Annotated in this window: 15 protein-coding genes; 2 read left to right on the forward strand and 13 right to left on the reverse strand. The window is 61.2% G+C overall.

Going from position 1 to position 18215, the window contains the following annotated elements; all coding sequences use genetic code 11:
* Positions 1–9: 9 nt before the first annotated feature.
* The 7 genes from RS897_RS37330 to RS897_RS37360 all read right to left on the reverse strand — a co-directional run bounded on the left by RS897_RS37330 (position 10) and on the right by RS897_RS37360 (position 9612).
* Complete coding sequence (locus RS897_RS37330; RefSeq protein ID WP_315833665.1) at positions 10–1938, reverse strand: HAD hydrolase family protein; 1929 nt, start codon at positions 1936–1938, stop codon at positions 10–12.
* A 126-nt stretch (positions 1939–2064) separates the two neighbouring features.
* On the reverse strand, positions 2065–3180 hold the full coding sequence (locus RS897_RS37335) for a hypothetical protein (protein WP_315833666.1): 1116 nt from the start codon (positions 3178–3180) through the stop codon (positions 2065–2067).
* Between the two features lie 5 nt (positions 3181–3185).
* Entirely contained in the window at positions 3186–5093 is a 1908-nt protein-coding gene (locus RS897_RS37340) for a hypothetical protein (protein ID WP_315833667.1), read from the reverse strand.
* Positions 5090–6235: a phosphoribosyltransferase-like protein gene (locus RS897_RS37345; RefSeq protein ID WP_315833668.1), complete on the reverse strand. Its 1146-nt coding sequence runs from the start codon at positions 6233–6235 to the stop codon at positions 5090–5092. The genes RS897_RS37340 and RS897_RS37345 overlap by 4 nt, the downstream gene beginning before the upstream one ends.
* Positions 6236–6736: 501 nt before the next feature.
* Entirely contained in the window at positions 6737–7060 is a 324-nt protein-coding gene (locus RS897_RS37350) for a hypothetical protein (RefSeq protein ID WP_315833669.1), read from the reverse strand.
* Between the two features lie 158 nt (positions 7061–7218).
* Positions 7219–8577 (reverse strand): MFS transporter, encoded by a 1359-nt coding sequence (locus RS897_RS37355; protein WP_315833670.1) that lies wholly within the window; start codon positions 8575–8577, stop codon positions 7219–7221.
* 57 nt (positions 8578–8634) lie between these two features.
* Positions 8635–9612, reverse strand: a complete 978-nt coding sequence (locus tag RS897_RS37360; protein ID WP_315833671.1) for an amidohydrolase family protein — start codon at positions 9610–9612, stop codon at positions 8635–8637.
* A 163-nt stretch (positions 9613–9775) separates the two neighbouring features.
* Here RS897_RS37360 and RS897_RS37365 point away from each other — a divergent pair, with 163 nt between their 5' ends.
* Positions 9776–10324, forward strand: a complete 549-nt coding sequence (locus tag RS897_RS37365) for a MarR family winged helix-turn-helix transcriptional regulator (RefSeq protein WP_315833672.1) — start codon at positions 9776–9778, stop codon at positions 10322–10324.
* Positions 10325–10675: 351 nt separating this feature from the next.
* Here the strand turns inward: RS897_RS37365 and RS897_RS37370 are convergent, their stop codons facing one another.
* The 6 genes from RS897_RS37370 to RS897_RS37395 all read right to left on the reverse strand — a co-directional run bounded on the left by RS897_RS37370 (position 10676) and on the right by RS897_RS37395 (position 16901).
* Complete coding sequence (locus RS897_RS37370) at positions 10676–11863, reverse strand: ABC transporter permease (protein WP_315833673.1); 1188 nt, start codon at positions 11861–11863, stop codon at positions 10676–10678.
* A gap of 3 nt (positions 11864–11866) precedes the next feature.
* Entirely contained in the window at positions 11867–13027 is a 1161-nt protein-coding gene (locus tag RS897_RS37375) for an ABC transporter permease (protein WP_315833674.1), read from the reverse strand.
* Complete coding sequence (locus RS897_RS37380; protein WP_315838871.1) at positions 13024–13704, reverse strand: ABC transporter ATP-binding protein; 681 nt, start codon at positions 13702–13704, stop codon at positions 13024–13026. The genes RS897_RS37375 and RS897_RS37380 overlap by 4 nt, the downstream gene beginning before the upstream one ends.
* A 37-nt stretch (positions 13705–13741) precedes the next feature.
* Complete coding sequence (locus RS897_RS37385) at positions 13742–14836, reverse strand: efflux RND transporter periplasmic adaptor subunit (protein ID WP_315833675.1); 1095 nt, start codon at positions 14834–14836, stop codon at positions 13742–13744.
* Positions 14833–15531, reverse strand: a complete 699-nt coding sequence (locus RS897_RS37390; RefSeq protein ID WP_315838872.1) for a PadR family transcriptional regulator — start codon at positions 15529–15531, stop codon at positions 14833–14835. The genes RS897_RS37385 and RS897_RS37390 overlap by 4 nt, the downstream gene beginning before the upstream one ends.
* Before the next feature lie 257 nt (positions 15532–15788).
* Positions 15789–16901, reverse strand: a complete 1113-nt coding sequence (locus tag RS897_RS37395; protein WP_315833676.1) for an NADH:flavin oxidoreductase/NADH oxidase — start codon at positions 16899–16901, stop codon at positions 15789–15791.
* Positions 16902–17242: 341 nt separating this feature from the next.
* On the opposite strand from RS897_RS37395, the gene RS897_RS37400 reads away from it, so the two are divergent.
* Positions 17243–18208 carry a Bug family tripartite tricarboxylate transporter substrate binding protein gene (locus RS897_RS37400; protein ID WP_315833677.1) on the forward strand — a complete coding sequence of 322 codons (966 nt, stop codon included), beginning with the start codon at positions 17243–17245 and terminating at the stop codon, positions 18206–18208.
* Positions 18209–18215: the final 7 nt, after the last annotated feature.

An 18215-nucleotide genomic window follows, 5' to 3' on the forward strand; every position in this document is an offset into this window, starting at 1 on the left:
AACACTTTATCAGAGCCGCCGCAGAACGGATACATCTAGTTGCGCTCTACCGGTACTTATCAGGCGCATGCCGCCGAGTATCCTTAACAGACCATCAGGACCCGAGACGTTGCCCGGCAGTAGATTCCAACAGGAAATCTCACGCGCGCACACCCGATCCACACTCAAGCCGAAGTCTTCACCAAGGAGCTCGTAGTCGTTGCCATAGCGATCCCCACTATCGCCGATCGCGAGCATTTGAAGCTGACCACCGACCATCCTGGCCCGAATCGCATCAAGGACGCGCGGCTTGGCCGCCCACACGGGACAAATATCGATCGAGTGCCCGGAGCGGACCATTTTCAATGCCGGACGCGTCCCCACGATCTCCCGCAGCTTGCGTTGACCGTCGGGCGACGACACCAGTTTGTCGATACCGATCGTGATCTGGAGAGCGTTCGCTTTCGGAAGCCACCCGTTTAGGAACAGCCCCGCTTCGGCCTGGATGCAAGCGAAAGCGTCCGCTATTGCGGCATCCGACTTCAGACAAGTCTTTCGAATATCTTCCGAGAGCGGAGCGATGTAGGCCCCGTTGTAGTATCCAACCAGCACCCGATCCCAATGCTCAGCCGAAAGACACTCTCGCAATTCCTCGCCGACTGATCCTCCTCGGCCGGTCGCCAGCGCAACGGCAAGGCCACCATCCAAGAGCTTTTTGAGACTCTCTATGACAGGCTCGGTGGGTAATTTGCCTCTTTTGTCCGTTGCCACCACAGTTCCATCGTAATCGAGGATGAGGGCACCGAACTCTGCGGCTCCGAGACGCTCGATGAACTCGTCGCGTCGCGAACTCCAAGCTGCAGCCGTTCTGTTTGGTTCATCGACTTTCTGCTCAGACCGCCTCTTGCGGCGTGTGGAAGCATCCTCGCTCTCGATTGCAACGAGCAGATCTTGACCGTCGTAGATTAACCGTCCGAAATCTGGAATTATGGGCTTTCCAGGGTCGATACGCGCCGCCTCTCCAAGGCCTTCGACGATCCCGAAGGAGGTTATAACCGCGTCAAAAAGGGTATGCCGGCCAGCAGCGCCGAAACCAAAGTGAATCTGTGGTATCGTCGACGGGATACACGATCTGATCGACTCCCAAAACATCCGGCTGCGATCGCAGGTCAACGCAAGCAGGACCGTACGATCGGGATGCTTACCGAGCCAAACGTGCCGTCCGTGCCCAAAATTACGGAAATCTGTCCGCTGTACCCTGCAGAGCCCCGCTTCCCAGCAACTGGTTTCGATCATGACAGCCGCGGCGCTCAAAGCAGGATCATGCAGGATGATCAGCGTGTCACGTCCGGCATCCCAAGCGCTCGCAACTTCTTCCATGGTGCGAGTTCGGCTCGAAGAAGACAGCAACGTCGCTGATCTCAGTTGAACCTGATCGCTTCTTTCAGTGACATCATGCCCCGCAACTTGATCACTTGCAAGAAGTAGCGACGTCACGGTTGAAGTGAGGGAGTGCGTCGCGAGGAATCCATCCTTCTGATCGGTCACGGGAACAACGTGGAGTCTGACATCGCGACTATCCGCGCCAGCAACTAGGCTTCCGCCGCGCGCAGTGACGACGTCGATGCGGCGAGCATGTTCCTTCACCGAGGTCTGGAATGCTGCCCGGATATCGGCGTTCTCGCCCCCCGCGGTGAACAGCCACACTCCCCACATCGGCAACACGGGATCGAGTGCAAACGCCATCGGCGTCGTCACAGCCGTCGCTGACTGGAGCAGCCACGTCCTGCAAGACGACAGGAATTCGGCTCCAACGGCGGATCCTCCGCTTCCAACTGCCGCCACGGGATAATCGGCAGAACGCTCGAGAGCCTCGGCCAATGCATCCAACTCGCTTCCGCAGGCCGCCGAGATAGTGCTCTGCAAACGACTTACCTTGGCTGTGAAGACTGTAGTCATCCATCTACCGAATTTGTTCGCCTGCAGGTGCCACGCCACCTACGTTGCATTTGATCATAAACCGAATCGAGAACTTGTCTCTTGCAACTTTCCGGTGGATAACCAATTTTGAGCACGCTTAACGCATTAGCTGACGACGTCTTCGGGCTCGACATCGTAGCTTCCATAGACGGGCCCGTGAAGCCAAACGTGAACGGCCATGTCGGGCGGCGCATCCAACTCCTTCGTGCCGGTCGGCTCGAACTCGTAGCGCAGCGTCTCGACATACTGAACCGAAAGATTGTGTTCGATTGCAGCCATCATTGCGCCGACCGCGATCACCTTGCTGCCGAACGGAGAAAGAATGAGTTGCGGGAAGAATACGCCTTCTACGGTTTGATCATATCGCGATTTCAGCGTCGAAATCGTTCGATAGCAATCGAGTGGATTGCGCTCCGACACATAAATCAGATCCCGCGCGTCAACCTGCCATTCGTTCAGGAGCTGCCCTTGATATTCGGCAAGAAGTTCATCGGCCCGCCTCGGGTTTCTCGCAGGAAAAGGCACTACTGGGCACACTTTGTACACGCTATCGAGCGTGTTCCTTATCTTGCGCAGCGTCTCAACCCGACCGCGTCCCAACTGGGGTAACCAGATGCGAGCCACGGGAAGCGGCTCATAGCCACCGGAAGGACCCGAGTAGCCGCGGACGGACTGCACTTGCGGCGACGGTTCCCCAATGATCCGGTCATCAAGCTCAGGGTTCGAAACAACCATCACGTGCAGACTCACACTGGGGTGCGCCTCAGCATATTCTAGCAGGAGCTTTGCCAAAGGAAATCCGATCCCTGTCGACAGCGCACTCATATCAAGCACGATATCGGTGATATTCTTCGGCCAGTCGTACTTTTCCAAAGCGGCACGAACGCCGTGGCCCCCAATGGGAGCCTGGTCATCTGCGGAGAATATCTGGATGTAAGCAATCCTGGCGTCCGCAATGACGCCTTTAAGTTGCGCCTCGGTCTCGTCAGCAAGTTTCTGAAGATTGGCAGCTGGATCGCCGCGCTCCTCTCGAATGAAAAACCCGTGCACACGAGAGCCCATCGCTGCCGAAAGCCGATGAGCGATACGCTTAGCTCTCGGATCAAACCCAGCACCAGCCACAAGGACGCAATGGCGGGAAGGCCGAACAAAGTAATCGTCGATGAACTGGTAAACGCCTTCATCGAAATGGGTGACGCAGTTCTCCCAATGCCGACGCATGACTCTCAGACCTCTTCTTCGACCAAGGCGAGATCAGAAGCCCGACGCTCCAGGAACCCGCCGCGATTAAGAGTCAAACCGTAAGCAAGACAAACGGGGCCAGACAATTCGAGCAGACACCAAATCTTCCCTCCTTGACCGTAGTCGCGGATGGCCACGATTGCTCCGTAGGCGATCGCATACTTAAGGATCAGAGCAGTCTCGCTTTCGCTCGCGAGCAGATCCTTCATCTCGGCCTCAAGAACTCCGACTGCATTAGCACCTGCTCCCAAGGACGCGTTTGGCTCCGTAGATACGGTTCGGCAGTCGGCGGCAAACCGATCGGCCAAGGCGCGCACCCTTCGAGCGAACGGAAACCTCCAAGAATCCATCATTTCCTGCGACTTTTCGCGGAGGGCGTTTTGCTGCTGCGCGGGCGTCAATGCCGGATCTTGATTTCTGATCGCCTTTGTCTCCATCCGCTCGACGAGAGCGCCTGCCAGCTGCAGAAAAACCTCCGCATTCTCGTTGCTAGCATCGCAAAGATCATCCAATCCGAAGTGAAACGGGCGCTTGAACTTGTCGTTGAGAATCAAGCGCGCTGCGTCGGCGATTGTGCTTTTCACCCTCAACGGCTGGCGGGGCTCCGGGTCGTCCGCGAAGAGACTGCCGGTCAGACCGGTGGTACGGACGATATAGCGATGCAGCAAGACGCGATACATCATGAGTCGGACATCTTCGCCAAGATCGACCGATTTCGCCCCCTTAACGTAGCGATCAACGATTTGCTCGATTTTCGTCTGACGGTCCTGCGAGATCCCGTGCTCTCTCTGTTCGCGATCGATAAGCGCTCGCAATTCGTTCAACTGACCGGCCGTGAGCCGAGGCGGTTCTTCGCTTAAAAGGTCCTTGAACCGGTTGTAGTTTCGATCGCGAAGCGGCTGCACGAGACGGAGGTAGCGATCCGCCATATCGGTTGCCATCCTGCGAAATTGACGGCGCTCGTCGAGACGAACGCTATCGGTCTGCATGAAGATGTCCAGATAATCGCGCTCCACCTTAAGACCAGGTAACGCATCTGCGTCCGCGGATCTAAAGACCGCATTGGGCGACAACGCATCCATCCTCATCATCATCCACCGCGCGAATCGGATTTCCCGCCTCGCGAGAGCTCGAAAGAGCGCTTCGAACTGCTCCGGATGCAGTGTGTGCACATCGTCGAGTATCGTCAGGGGACGCAGACGGCAGGGACTTCCATCCCAATCGATTTCGATTTCTTGAATCGCTTCGAAAGGCTGATAAGGCTCGCTCGCCTCCTTTGGAATATTCTCAAGGAAGGGAGGAAGTAGACTCGCCCCGATGGAATATACGGCCCTCTCGACGCTGCGAGCACGCTCGACAATATCCTGCGCGTTCGACCCGCCGATTTGTTCGAGCTGCGCTCCCGCGCCATCACGAGGAATGAATTTTATTTCAGTCACGCGACGCCGCCGATTTGCGGTAATGTTACGCACTAATTCGAGAATAGTGCGAGCCTGGATGAGAGCCAGAACGAGCTTGGTTTTGACCCCGGGCTCATAGGGCAGCTCCCAGAAATCGCGATATTCCGACTCCATCGGTATCCTGACCCCGGCAATCCTTGGCCGCTCATCCGCCGTAAAGCCACAGCTTGCGAGGACGGAGGCCAGCGACCGGTTGTTCTCGCTACTCTGGTCGCGGAGGATAGATTCGATAAGCCGAAACTCGACCAGGCTGGCCATCATGGTCTTACCGCTTCCCGGCGTGCCAATAACCCGGACTGGATGATCGAACAGAAGCTCGCGCTTCTTATGTTTGGCTACAAACGTAGTCAGCGGCTCTGGGCTAACGATCGCAAGAAAAGCAGAGTCGTCTCGGATGTATTCCGTAGCGCGCCTGAGGAAGGGATTGGTCATTGCAGGGATCCGTGCCTATCTCGTCGATAGAAGAGCGAACGCATCTTGTGTACGCCGCCCTTTCCTTCCGTCTCTGCCCACAGCAATGGGATGCTGTTGTTCGGCGTATTGTGCTCGAGAACGATGGGCAGAGCACAATCGGCATAGCCGAGCTTCATGTCTGTCTGACCAGCCTCGCGGCAATGCTTCTCGGCTCGGGTGAAAATTTCGTGGTCGTAATACTTGGCGCCAAGATCGAGCATGCGCCCATCGCCCGGCCGCAATAACCGCAGGGACATCGGAAGAAGGAGGCTCTCGGTGACAGTGTACTCCGAGCAAGTCCACTCGCTCCATTCCACTTTGGCATATTCCAACCGCTCTACCAGCGCACCGCGGGCTTGAGTACTCGAAATGTAGTGATGGATATGGAGAGTATAATCTTCCGCTATCGGAAATCGATCTTTGAGCTCATTGCGGGCATTACGAATAAGGTCGTTGAACTTCTTCAGTTTGCCCTTCCAAGCACCATTAACGTTGCGGATGAACGTCGTGCCGGACGCGGTAAAATCGTCAATCAGGTAGACGCAATCGAATCTCTCGGACGGTGCCATTCCTTGGACCTCCCTGAGGTTCTTGCTCAGATCAAGCCATTTCTCGGAGTCGACGTTCATCATCGGCACGACCTGCTCGGTCGAAATGCGACCTGAGTTTGCGCGTCTCAGCATGTCGATGCGACTTCCGTCGCTCATCCCTACGAAGAGCGTCTTTCGCAGACACTTCTTAAACGCGTCCGCGCCCCGTTTGTCGGTCCAGACCTCGTAGGGCTTGATTCCAAGCTTGAGCGCGACCGTTCGCCGCAGATGCGGGGTAACGACCTCGGGGACGAAGGTTTCGACGAGGCGCTGCATTTCTGGCAGGGAAATGTAGACGAGGCGCCGCTTTATAAAATCGTACGCTGTGGCTCGATCTTCCGGATCGAACTGCTTCAGCCAAGTCGCCAAACTCTCGAGAAACCGTACGCCGGCGCGGAAGTACGAGTAACCGTCGTACTTCACCGCGGACATCATGCGTAGCCAAGCGTACTCGTGAGTTGCTACTGTCTGATCATCCTCTGGCCATCCTATGATTTCAGCCAGAAGACTGAGCGCCATCCTGTCGTTCAAATGAGCCTCTTCAATAGCAGGTCGTATCTGAAAATGTTGCGAATCGCCGCGAGCACGATGAACTGTTCGCAACCTGTTATACTAGTAGTAGACGATTGATCAACCGGCGGTGGAAGGATTGCGCCCTTCTGTAGGAGCCGGCGCAATACTATTCGACCTGCCAGCGCTCAGCCTTAATGGCCCGGCAAGCGCGCCGCCGAAGCGCCGGGGTACCTGACGTGGCAGACGCCCTCGAGGCTGTCGGCCACGATATCGTCCCGGCCCAATGTCTGGCTCGGATCGACATCATCACCGACAGAACGCACTTGGCGCCATCGTTCAAATCTTGGTCAAGGCCATTCGGATCAACCATCATGGCAAGCGCCGTCGCCAGTACTCGTATCAGCATCACTGCGGTCAGCGCGCCACACAGGTCGACGATCGCCTGATGCTTCGCGAAGCTCCAGCCACAAATGGTCGGCGACCAAGCTTAAAACCCGATATGATATTAAGAGTTGACACTTACGCCCGACCGACGGTTTCCATCAGTTCGAGATTGACCGCCGGCTTGACCATGGCCGCGTCTCCGACGGCAGCCAACATCGTTTCGATATCCCGCTCCGATGTCGGCTGCCAGCCACATGGACACGACTGATTCTGGTGCGCTGCCGCCACCTGCCGATACACCGACCCGAGCGCTTCAGCCATCATCCGCATGACGGCCATCGGCGGCAGTCGCGATCCATCGAGCACACGGCAGAACGTCGTCATCAACGTTCGATCGAGATCGGCCTGAGTCGTTTGGGAATCGTCACCGTCCGATACGACCTTGCGCTGCTCGAGCATTCGCATCTCCATCGCCGACACCAGCCGATATTGCCGCTGGTCGCAGCAACGTCTAGGCCCTCGCGGTGCCACGCTCAATATGTCCGGGCGGCGGTGGAACTAGAAGGCCTCAAAGGTCACGGCACCGAGAACGGACCGCAGCCCAGTCTCGAACGATTCTAACCCGTAACCAGAACCTTGGCTTCGGCGGCCGACGCAGCTTTGCGAAAACCGAGCGAGCCGATGGTGCAGGCTGCGATCAACGCGGCGCCACCGATAGCCCAGAACACCGCGTCGGGTCCTCCGGTCGCTTGCTGCAGCAGTCCGGCGACAAAAGGACCGAGGATGGCGCCGACACGGCCGACACCCAATTCCATGCCCACGCCGCTGGCACGCACATCGGTGTCATAGGATCCCGCGGTAAAATTGTTCAGCACATGCTGCGCGCCGATGATGCAAAAGCCCGCAACGGTCACGACGGCAATATTGACGATATGATCGTTGGTGAACACCAGTGCGATAATCGCCAGCCCGCCGATACACCACCACGCCGCGAGATAGCGCGGGGCCTGCGCAAAACGACGATCGGCCAACACCGCCAGCACGAGCCCACCCACGAATGAAGCTGCCTGCATCAGCGCGCCGAAACCGAATGATGCCGCAAACGTCTCGCCGCGTTTCATCATCACGGTGGGAATCCAGCCGGTGAGCCCGAAGATCGCGAACAGGCTGAGAAAGGCGGTCAGCCAGATCGTCAGCGACACTCGGCGATAACGCGGTGCCAGCAGGATCTTGTAGGTGTTGCCCGCGGCCGCCGGTTCGACCGCGCGCAACGCCGTGCCGGCATAAGCCTCGCGCCGATCCGGACGCAAGCGCACCAGCAACTGGCGCAATTCCTCCACCCGCCCCCGCGCCGCGAGAAACTTGGGGCTTTCCGGCAGCACCGATTGCACGATGAAGGTCAGCGGAATCGACAGGGCGCCGATGTAATAGAGCACTTCCCAGCCGAAGCGCGGCGTGAGGAACACCCCAACCAGGCCGGCGAGCATGCCGCCCGCGGACCAGCCCAGCGCCACGCCCCACAGCGAAAACACGTTGCTGACCCGGCGCGGCGCGAGTTCGTTGATGTAGGTGGTCGCCAGCGGCAGGATGACGCCAAGCCCGATACCGGTCAGCAGCCGCAACACGCAGAAGCTCCAGAAGCCATCGGCCAGCAGCGCGGTGAGAACCGTAAACACGTTGACGATCCACAGACCGGCCAGCAGCGTTCCCCGCCGCCCGAACCGATCCGCCACCACACCGTGGCCGGCGGCCCCGAACAGGAAGCCGATCAGACCGGAACTGACGAGAAGGCCGGCCTGCCCCGCCGCCAGCCCCCAGGGCTGCGCGACATAGTGGATGACATAGGCCGGGTTGAAGGTGTCGTAACCGTCGAACATGGTCATCAGCGCGACGAGAATGCCGAGACGGCGATGGAAAGGTCCAACCGCCGCGCCCGACAGCTCGTCATGGATATCGATCTCGGATGCCGAGCTCATGGTGTCCCTCCCTGATGTTTTTCCCGGTGTGCCGTCTGCTCTTCGGGCAGATGCGGCTCAGCCTAGCTTGAACAGCGACCAAGCGTTGTCCCGGCCGATCTTGGTGCGATCGCCTTCCGCAATCGGCGCGGCATCGAACCACTGCGAGGCATGGTCGATGTTCTCGAACGGCCAGTCGGCCGAGAACAGAATCCGGTCGGAGCCGATCTCCAGCATCGCGTCGATCAGGGTCTGGCTGCGGAAATTGCCCGATGTGGTGATGTAGAAATTCTCGCGAAAGTAATCGGCGATCTTGCGTTTGGCGGGATAGCGGTTCTGCTCGCGCATCCATTTGTTGTGGTTGTCGATCCGCCACATCGAATAAGGCAGCCCCTCGCCCATGTGGCCGAGGATGATGTTCAGCCCGGGATAGGCATCGAACAGTCCCGAGCCCATCAGCCTCAGTGCGTGAACGGCGGTTTCCTGTCCGAACGCCCAGGTGGGCCCCATCAGCCAGCGATGCCCCTCATAGATCGCGGCGTCCTTCGGCAGCGGGTTGCGCGGGTGCAGATAGAAGGGAACGTCGAGGCGCTCGACCTCCTCCCAGAACGGCCAGTACGACTTCAGATCATAATACACCGCGGCATCGCTGCCTTCGATCTGGGTAAAGCCATTGGTCAGCGCGCCGCAAAATCCGAGCTCCTTGACGCAGCGGATCAATTCCCGCGTCGCTGCGATCGGACTTTGCATCGGCAGCGCGGCAAGGCCCTTGAACCGACCGGGGCGGCGCTGCACGTGTTCCGCCAGATAATCATTGGCACGGCGCGACAGCTCGGTGGCGGTCTTCAGATCGGGAATCGCCTGCACGGCCGGTGCATTCAGCGACAGCAGCATCATTTCGATGCCGTTCGCGTCCATCTCCCGCAACCGCCGGTCCTGGATATCGAGCAGGCGGACCTTCAGTTCGGGCCAGTCGGCCTCGGGGGCGAAGCCGGCGCTGTCCTGAAGCGTCTCCTCGAGCGCGAAATGCTCCTCAAGCGCCACTTTTCCCTGCATCGCAATCCTCCAAATGTCCGTTGCTCGCTTGACGGCAACAGACATCGGGAGCCGTAAATTGTCAACGATAATGTTGCTAATGCAAATAATGTGAACACAAATATTGCGCATGACAGGGCGCGTGATAAGCCGGGACCAGCAGCCATCGCTCAGGACCAAGCCCGTGTACCGACTATCGAATTCCCTGCCCTACCTGCTGGCCCGCCTCGGCGTGCGGATGGGTGACCTCTTCGTCAGGGTGGTCAGAAAAGAAGGCCTCACCCTGCCGATGTACCGGGTGCTGGCGGCGCTGGCGGAACAGGAGCGCCCGCTGCGGCTGGGGGAGCTGGCGGCCCTGACCTCCGCCGACATGTCGACGCTGTCGCGCCTCGTCGCCGACATGCATCGCGAGGGCATTCTCACCCGCGAACGTCCGGAACACGATCAGCGCAGCCTGCAGGTCGCCCTGACGCCCAAGGGCGCCGCGCTGGCCGAGCGCTTCATGCCAGTCGCCGCGTACTATGAAGAGGTTGCCGCCGGCAGTCTCACCGCGAAGGAGGTCGACGCGCTGAAGGCCACGCTGCTTCAGCTCTACGACAACCTCGACCGGCTCGAACGCGAGGTCGAGAGCGGCGAGGTCGCGAAGCTGATCGGATCCTCGCCACGCAAACGCTCCGAGCGATCGCCAACCGAACGGCCAGCAGCAAAGCGCCGCAACAAAACCTCCGGTTGATGCTGACTGCACCGCCAACGGTCCAGGGAAGAGGACCCGATCAGCTTTGGCCGCCATCCGCCATTTAGAAGCAATCCAGGCCGTTGCGTTTGCGCGCGGGGTTTCCCTGGGATATTTGCTTCCTTGTAGTCAGTTCCGTGCCGGACCGCTGCTCACCCGCATGGCGCAGATGGTTTCGCAATGGCGAGTTGGCGCAACACAATTGAATCCCTCTTCCTGACGCATCGGCGTCAGCTGGAATCAATCGTGCGCAAAAGCGTCGTCTCATCGCGGGTGAAGAGCAAGGCTTATTGGGCGCCGGGCAAGACCGGGCTGGATTAAAGCGCGAGATGCTTTAGCCCAGCTTGTGCCTCACGCATACAGGCCCGCGATGATCGGCATCCGTGCTGCGCGCAGCGCCGGAAAGAGACCGCCGATCAATCCGACGATCAACGCCAGGCCCACGCCCTGCCCCATCAGCGCCGGGCTGAGCTTGAAGTCGAACACCACCTGGGTGAAGTTGCCGCCGAGCGTCGATGCGGTCAGTCCGTCGAACGCCAGATACGTTGCCGCGGCACCAAGCACGCCACCGATGGCCGCCAGTGTCAGGGATTCCACCAGCGTGCCGACGAAGGCGGGAAAGCCGCCGAATCCGATCGCCCGCAATGTGGCGATCTCGACGGCGCGTGCCGCCACCGACGAGTACATGGTGTTGAGCGCGCCGGCGAGCGCGCCGAACGCCATGGCGATGGCCAGCGGCCAGCCCAGCTTCTGGATCAGGTCCGAGGTCTGCGAGGCCTGTTCGGCGAAATAGGCCGCCTCCGACTTGACGTCGAGCTTGAGGCGCGGATCGGCGTCGTTGAAGGCCTTCAACTCGTTCAGCGCCGCCGGGCTGGTCAGAGCGACGCGCACGGTCTGGACGATGTTGTTGCGATTGAACAGGCTCTGCACGACCGGCAGGTCGGCCCAGATCTCAGATTCGAAGACATTCCCGGCCGCCTCGAAGATGCCCACCACGGTCCAGCGCGTGGCGCCGAACGCCACCGTGCTGCCGAGATCGAAGCCCGCGAACTCGCGCACCAGCGCCTTGCCGACCACGATCTCATTGGCGCCGCGGCTGAACATGCGGCCGGCGCTGATGGTGATGCCCTTGCGCAGGGCCGCGCCCTGCTCGCCGATGCCGCGCAGCGGCAGGTTGGCCTTGGTCATGGTGGTGCGCTTCAAGCCGTCGACCACGAGATAAAGCTCGGGCGAGAGCAGCGGCTTGCCGTCGCTGCCCTTCGCGATACCCGGGCCGTCCTCGATCAGGCGCACCTGGTCGCGCGAGACCGTGCTGTTGATCTCGGCTTGCGAGCCCGCACGCAGCACGATGGCAATGTCGGCGGCGCCGGATCCGGCGATGGTGCGCTGGAAGCCGTTGGCCATCGCGAGGAACGCCAGCAGCACGACAACGACCAGCGCCACAGCGACCACGGTGGACAGCGACAGCCAGCGCCGCTGCGGCAGGCTCTTCAAGTTAATGGAGGTGACCGCGGCCACCTGGAGCAACAGCGAGCGCATGACTTAACCTCGTCCGAGCGCCGCGGCGATTTTCAGCCGCATGGCGTTGAGTGCGGGAATGATTCCGGTGATCAGGCCGAGCGCCAGCATCAGCACGAGGCCGAGCAGCGCGATCTCCGGCGACACCGCAAAGGACGGCGCCATATTGGCGACACTGTTGCGCAGGGTCCGTGCGATCAGGGCCGCAATCACCAGCCCGGGGATGCCGCCAAGCAGCGCCAGCAGCACCGACTCCCCGAGCACGAGTTTCAGAATCCGTGGACCAGGAAAGCCGAGTGTCTTCAGCACACCGATTTCACGGGTCCGCTCGCGAATGGTCAGCGCCATGGTGTTGCCGACGATCATCAGGATCGTGACAAAGGCGGCGCCGACGACTAGCAGGACAATCAAAGCGATATTGCCGAACTGGGCTGCGAATGCCTTGCCGAACGCCTTTTCGGTGTCGGTGGACGTCTCGGCGCTGGAGTTGGCGAACATCGCGTCAATGGTCTTGGCCACGCGGTCATTGTCGGCCGGCGCATTGGTCTGCAGGATCAGCCAGCCGATGGTATCCTTGGCGATGGTCCGGGTCTCGTCGAAATAGGCATACTGGAACAGCATGAAGTTGGTATCGACCTGCTCGGTCCCGGCCTTGACGATCCCGGCGATGGTGACGTCCCAGGACTGCCCGCCATTCTTCTGGGTAAAGATGTTGCTGGAGATCGGGACGCGATCCCCGACTTTCCAGCCCCATTTCTCCGCCATCTTCTCGCCGACCACGGCGCTGGTGCGCTCACGGATGAAGGCCTGCAGCTGGTCCGGTGGAAGAATAAACTCACGACTGTAGAGGCTGAAATAGCTGGCCGGCTCCACCGCAAGCGTCATCAGGAAGTTCTTCGGATCCTGGTAATACCCGCCGAACCAGTTGGCGAAGGTGACCTGCTTCACCCCCTCCACCGCTTTCACCCGGTTGAAATAGGCGATCGGCATCGGCTGGGTGAAATTGATCTTGTTAACCGTGATCATGCGATCGGCGGCCGCCTGATCCTCGCCCGAGGTGAAGGCCCGATAGAAGCCCGTCAGCACGCCGAAGATCATGAACGCGACAAGGATCGACACGATCATCAGGATCGCGCGCAGCTTGCGGCGGAACAGGTTTTTCCGGATCAGGTCGAAATCGTTCACGCGGCGAGCTCCTCTGCGACAAAGCGGCCCTTGTCGAGATGCAGCGTCCGCTTGGCATAACGGGCCGCGGCGGGATCGTGGGTCACCATCACGATGGTCTTGCCGAGATCCTTGTTGAGCAGCTGCAGGATGGACAGGATTTCATCGGCCGAGTTGCGGTCGAGGTCGCCGGTCGGCTCGTCGCACAGCAGCAGGTTCGGGTCGGACACGATGGCGCGAGCAATTGCGACGCGCTGCTGCTGGCCGCCGGACATCTCGCGCGGATAATGCTTGACGCGATCGGCGAGATTGACCACCGACAGCGCGGTCTGAACGCGGGTGGCGCGCTCCTTGCCGCGAAGACTGGTCAACAGCAGCGGCAGTTCGACATTCTGTGCCGCCGTCAGCATCGGCATCAGATTATAGAACTGGAAGATGAAGCCGATGTTCTGGGCGCGCCAGTGCGCCAGCTGGCCTTCGGACAGACCGTCGATGCGGCTGTCGGCGATGTTGACTTCGCCCTTGTCGGCGCGATCGATACCGCCCAGCAAATTGAGCAGCGTGGTCTTGCCGGAGCCCGAAGGGCCCATCACGGCAACGAAATCGCCGCGCGGAATCACCAGATCCAGATGATCGAAAATCGTGATGGTTTCCTTGCCCTTGGTGAAGCCCTTGCTCACGCCGGCCAGACGGACCATTGGATTATCAGTTGTCACGCGTCTCTCCTGTCCAATCTCAATCAGTTCGCACGGCCGACCGGCTCGGGTCGGCTTTTGCTGAATCTTTCTGCCCATCCTGGGGTTTCGCATCCCGCAGGAACGTCACCTTCACCGCCATGTCCGGCAGGATGCGCGGATCCTTCTGCAGCAAGCGGATACGCACCTTGACGGTCGCCTTCTCACGATTGGCCGTCGGCACGATGGCGATCACCGACGCAGGAATCTGCCAGTCGGGATAAGCATCGAGCACCGCCGTTACCGGACCGCCCGCGACCACGCGGCCGATGAAGGCTTCGTTGACATCGACCTCGATCTCAATGGAGTCCATGTCGACCACGGTGCAGATGCCGGTGCGGGTGAAGCCGCCGACCGACATCGGTGAGATCATTTCGCCCGGCTGGGCGCTGCGATCGACCACCACGCCGGCAAACGGCGCGCGGATCTGATGCTTGTCCAGCACTGAGGCCGTGCGCTGCGCATCGAGCTTGGCCGTCTCCCATTGCGACTGCGCCTGACGCATCTGCGCGGTCAGCACCGCCACGCGCGCTTCCGACTTGGTGAGATCCGCTTCAGTCGCGAATTTGTTCTGTGACAGGCTCCTGATCCGCGACAGAATCCGGTGGGCGTCATCGAGGTCGGCAGAGACGGCGGCGACGGCAGCCTGGGCTGCCTCGGCGCGCGACTGCGCCAGCGCCAGATCTTTTTCCGCGAGCACGCTGTCGAGGCGCGCTGTCACCTGGCCGGCCGCAACCGTCATACCTTCCTCGACCAGCACCTCCACCACCTTGCCGGTGATTTCGGCGGCGATGGTGGCGCGCCGCCGCGCGACGACATATCCCGACGCGGCCAGGGTGCCCGGCTCCTTGGGCGCGACCGCCTGGGGCTGCGCGTCCTGACGCGGCGCAGGCGGCGGCGACTGCACGGCCACCTGCTCGGCACGGTTCGGCGAACCGATGCGAAACGCGAACACGGCAGCCAAGGCCGCCACAACAATGACGGCGGCGACGACGATCGGCAGCTTCCAGCGGTTTGCGGACGACGGCGGCGCCGGGTTCGGGCTGCTTCGGTCGATCGCCAGGGAGCGCAACAATTTGGTTTTGTCTTCAGTCATTTTTCGATGGATCCCACCGTGTGTACATCCGGCCGGTGCGTCGTTTCACCATGCCGCGCCGCACGTGCGCGATAGTCCCGTTCGCAGGTTGCCTGGATGTTGCGCCACACATCGACCGGTCCCCATCCCTCTTCGGTGATGCGGCGGACGAGGTCGGTGACGAACGCAAGCTCGGCATTGAGCAGCGCCAGGCGATACTCGCTCTCCACCAGGAAAATTGCCGGAAATTGCTGGCTTAACAAAGGCGCTTCGAGCTGTTCATCGGGACCCGCCAGCGCCGACAGCGGCTGGCCGAGCACGGACGCGAGCATCGCCTTGGCTTGCCCGATCATCTCGTCGATCCGTGCGGCGCGCTGGCGCAGCAACCTCACGGCCTCATCGGGAGGCAGCACCGCCAAAAGGCTTAAGCCGGCCTCGAACTGCGAGAACTCCTTCGCCGGCGTGGCCAGCAGATCCCCCATCCAGTCGCGCAGATGCGCATGGCCAGCAGGTGTCAGGGTGTAGACCGTACGCTCCGGCCGCCGGCCGCCCCGCGACGTTTCCATCGGCTCGATCAGCCCCTGGGCACTGAGCAGGTCGATCACCGTATAGAGCGACCCATACCGCAGCTTGATGCTCTCATGCTTGTGGCGCTGCTTCAAAAGCGCAGCCATTTCATAGGGATGCATCGGCCGCTCAAATGTGAGCGCCAGCACCGCCAAGGCCAGGGGATTGGAGATTCGCCGTTTCATCGACGCCCCGATTACCCCAGCTCGATATATTCGTCAACGGATATACGGGTGAGGAATAATGCCGCACCCTTACCGAGGGCCGGGAAACGGATTGAGACGCCGGGACGGCAAGCGCAAAAATCCCCGGCAGCCAGAGGCTGACGGGGATGCGGGGATTACGCCGTAGTCTCAGTGGGAGCTAGTCCGGCCGGCGCCGCATGTGCGCCCTCGGATGTGTCACGTCAGCGCGCACCGAACGTGGTGTCGCCGAACAGGGCTTTCTGCGTGGACGGCTGCGAGCGCCAGTATTGCGGCGGCGCATTGACGGACGCGCCGAGCTGGGCTGCGGCGTGCCAGGGCCAGCGCGTATCGTAGAGCATGCCCCGCGCCAGCGCGACGAAGTCGGCCTTTCCGTTCACAACGATGTCCTCGGCCTGCTGCACTTCCGTGATCAGGCCGACGGCGATGGTGTTGACGCCGGTCGCCTGCTTGATCGCCTGCGCAAACGGCACCTGATAACCCGGCTCGAGCTTGATCTTCTGCAGCGGCGAGACGCCGCCGGACGAGGCATCGATCCAGTCGACGCCGCGCTTTTGCAGCTCGCGGGTGAACGCGATGGTCTGTTCGAGATCCCAGCCGCCGTCGACCCAATCGGTCGCCGAGACGCGGACGCCCACCGGCTTGTCGTCCGGGAAGACGGCGCGCACCGCATCGAACACCTCAAGCGGAAATCGCATCCGGTTCTCGAGCGAGCCGCCATATTCATCGGTGCGACGGTTGGCGATCGGCGACAGAAACTGATGCAGCAGATAGCCGTGAGCGCCATGGATTTCCAGCGCATCGATCCCCAGCCGCGCGGCTCGCTTCGCCGCCACAACGAACGCCTCGCGCACCCGTGCGAGCCCCGCTGCATCCAGCGCCAGCGGCGGCGCCTCGCCCTCCTTGTGCGGCACCGCCGACGGCGCATGGGGCACCCAGCCGCCTTCGGACGGCGGAATCAACTGCCCGCCACGCCATGGCACATTGCTCGACGCCTTGCGCCCGGCATGCCCGAGTTGCATCGCCACCGCGATTTTTGAATGCTGGCGGATCGCAGCCAGCACCGGCTTCAGCGCCGCCTCGGTAGCGTCATCGTACAGACCGAGATCGCCGGGGGTGATGCGCCCATCGGCTTCCACCGCCGTCGCCTCAATGCACAGCATGCTGGCACCGGACAGCGCGAGGCTGCCGAGATGCATCATGTGCCAGGCATTCGCGGCCCCATCTTCGGACGAGTACTGGCACATCGGAGAGATGACGATGCGGTTCGGCAAGATGACGCTGCGCAGCGTGAACGGAGAGAACAAGGCGCTCATGAGGTTTTTCCGAAGGCGGGAGGAGATCGATCGCAGGGAAGGCCGGCCCGACGCTGGCCAGCGCGATCCGCAGAAAATAGGATCATCGCGGATTTCCGCCAGAGCGACAATCGTCTGAGCGCCCCGCAAGCGCCGGCCAATCGCAGCCGATCTAACCCAATTTATCGGGTTTTTCAGCTTCCTGACGGCACCGGCATGGCTGACCTGCGGCGCCTGCCCGGCCCGCATTCACGGCCGTCTCGTGTCCCAATTCCATGTGATGGCCATACCGCGCGTCCGATGTATCCTCGACAGGCTCAAAGCACAGCGATGCGATCAAGCATCCATGGGGGAGGACTCACGTGCCGTTCTGGAAATTTGTCGCTGTTATTGGCGCGTGTCTCGGTTTGACGTGGCAGGCCCACGCGCAGGAGCCCTACCCCAACCGCCTGGTCACGCTGGTGCACGGCTTTGCCGCCGGCGGCAACGCCGATGTCATTGCCCGGATCGTTGCCGACGGACTGGCGCAACGCCTGGGCAAGCCGGTGATCGTCGAGCCCCGTGCCGGGGCCGGCGGCACCCTTGCCTCCGACTATGTGGCCAAGGCGACGCCTGATGGACACACCCTGATCATGCTGACCGGGGGCCACTCGGTGTCCGGCGCACTGTACAAGTCGCTGCCGTTCAAGCCGGTCGACGACTTCCAGATGCTCTCGACGGTGATCTTCTTTCCGTTCGTCATCGCGGTGAACACCAACCATCGTTTCAAGAGCCTCGCGGACCTGATCGCCGAGGCCAAGGCCAAGCCCGACACCCTGACGTTCAGCTCGGTCGGCGTCGGCAGCACCCAGCATCTGGCCGGCGAACTCTTGGCGTCGATGGCGGGGATCAAGCTGGTGCATGTGCCCTATCGCGGCGGCGGCGGCCCGATCAACGACGTGCTCGGCGGCCAGATCGATATCCTGGTCGATACGCTGACCATCGCAGCCCCACAGCTCGCCGCCGGCAGCATTCGCGGCCTCGGCATCACCAGCGCCACGCCGTGGTTTTCCCTGCCCGGCATTCCCACGGTTGCCGCCACCGTGCCGGGTTACGAAGTCCGCTCCTGGCTCGGCATCGCTACCGCGAAGAACGTGCCGCAGCCGATCGTGGAGCGGCTCAACCGCGAAATCCGTGCGGTGCTCGAGTCATCGGCGGTGAAGGAGAAGCTGCAAGCGATGGGCAACGAGGTGCGCGCCAGTTCGCCGGAGGAAATGCGGACCCTGGTTGCGAGTGAGATCGAGCGCTGGAAAGGTGTGATCAAGGATGCAGGGATTCCGCAGCAGTGATCGGCGA

Origin of the sequence: Bradyrhizobium prioriisuperbiae (genome assembly GCF_032397745.1) — a bacterium.
GTDB lineage: Bacteria > Pseudomonadota > Alphaproteobacteria > Rhizobiales > Xanthobacteraceae > Bradyrhizobium_A > Bradyrhizobium_A prioriisuperbiae.

Excerpts from the sequence above, each read along its gene's own strand:
- RS897_RS37395 (WP_315833676.1), bottom strand. The coding sequence starts at position 16,901 with ATGAGCGCCTTGTTCTCTCCGTTCACGCTGCGCAGCGTCATCTTGCCG.
- RS897_RS37380 (WP_315838871.1), bottom strand. The coding sequence starts at position 13,704 with ATGGTCCGTCTGGCCGGCGTGAGCAAGGGCTTCACCAAGGGCAAGGAA.
- RS897_RS37370 (WP_315833673.1), bottom strand. The coding sequence starts at position 11,863 with ATGCGCTCGCTGTTGCTCCAGGTGGCCGCGGTCACCTCCATTAACTTG.
- RS897_RS37360 (WP_315833671.1), bottom strand. The coding sequence starts at position 9,612 with ATGCAGGGAAAAGTGGCGCTTGAGGAGCATTTCGCGCTCGAGGAGACG.
- RS897_RS37330 (WP_315833665.1), bottom strand. The coding sequence starts at position 1,938 with ATGACTACAGTCTTCACAGCCAAGGTAAGTCGTTTGCAGAGCACTATC.
- RS897_RS37355 (WP_315833670.1), bottom strand. The coding sequence starts at position 8,577 with ATGAGCTCGGCATCCGAGATCGATATCCATGACGAGCTGTCGGGCGCG.
- RS897_RS37350 (WP_315833669.1), bottom strand. The coding sequence starts at position 7,060 with ATGCTCGAGCAGCGCAAGGTCGTATCGGACGGTGACGATTCCCAAACG.
- RS897_RS37335 (WP_315833666.1), bottom strand. The coding sequence starts at position 3,180 with ATGCGTCGGCATTGGGAGAACTGCGTCACCCATTTCGATGAAGGCGTT.
- RS897_RS37340 (WP_315833667.1), bottom strand. The coding sequence starts at position 5,093 with ATGACCAATCCCTTCCTCAGGCGCGCTACGGAATACATCCGAGACGAC.
- RS897_RS37385 (WP_315833675.1), bottom strand. The coding sequence starts at position 14,836 with ATGACTGAAGACAAAACCAAATTGTTGCGCTCCCTGGCGATCGACCGA.